General features: G+C 38.9%; 2 protein-coding genes. One reads left to right on the forward strand and one right to left on the reverse strand.

The annotated features are described in order from the left end of the window. On the forward strand, positions 1-302 hold a 302-nt coding region (locus tag CBG25_RS10055; RefSeq protein ID WP_290606422.1), incomplete at its 5' end, for a transposase family protein. Between the two features lie 52 nt (positions 303-354). On the opposite strand, the gene CBG25_RS10060 is transcribed toward CBG25_RS10055, so the two are convergent. Next, positions 355-957, reverse strand: a 603-nt coding sequence (locus CBG25_RS10060) for an integrase core domain-containing protein (protein ID WP_290603686.1), incomplete at its 5' end; no start/stop codon positions are given.

Below are 957 nucleotides of genomic sequence, written 5' to 3' on the forward strand. Positions count from 1 at the left end.
TGAGCAAAAATGGGCGCCGTCACGATAAACGCTTACTCGATAAAGTCGATATAATTCGCCATATTCCTCCTGAGGTAACCATCTGGGCAGATACCGGTTTTCAAGGTATAGATAAACAGCATCCTAATACACAAATCCCAAAAAAAGGAACTCGAAAAAGACCTTTATCGCCTGAACAAAAACAAGAAAATAAAATAATCTCGGGCATCCGTATTACAGTTGAACACGCCATCGCGGGTATCAAGCGCCTCGGTTGCATGACCCAAATTTTACGGAATCGTAGACCCTTTATTGATGTGTAGTAGCTCAGACTTGATCTGACAGTTACCGGTTATTTATACAGTATCTGTCAGGCTAAATTTGATTTAAATCTTTTTCTCTCCAAATTTGTTTTCCATCGTGTAAAGTTGCTATGGGTGTTCGACCGCAACACATTTTTCCTTGATGAGTACGCTGGTTATTGTATTCCTCTAACCATTTATCTAAATCAGTTTGTAATTCCTCTAAATTACCGTAGATTTTCTTACGAAAAACTACCTGGTAGAACTCTTGTAATACGGTTTTATGAAAACGTTCACAAATTCCATTAGTTTGAGGCGAGCGTGCCTTAGTTTTTGTGTGATCAATATCGTTGATAGCCAGATAAAGTTGATAATCGTGATGCTCAACTTTACCACAATATTCACTACCTCTGTCCGTCAGTATACGTAATATCGGTAATCCATGTTGGGCATAAAAAGGCAGAACCTTGTCATTTAATAAATCCGCAGCAGTTATCGAACTTTTCGTTGTGTAAAGTTTACAATGAACGACTTTGCAGTAAGTATCAATATAAGTTTGTTGGTAGATACGACCAACACCTTTTAAATGACCAACATAAAAAGTGTCCTGCGACCCCAGGTAACCCGGATGTGCTGTTTCAATCTCACCACTGGCTTCATCATCCTGTGCTTTCTT

This window comes from Arsenophonus sp. ENCA (genome assembly GCF_002287155.1).
Classification (GTDB): Bacteria; Pseudomonadota; Gammaproteobacteria; order Enterobacterales; family Enterobacteriaceae; genus Arsenophonus; species Arsenophonus nilaparvatae.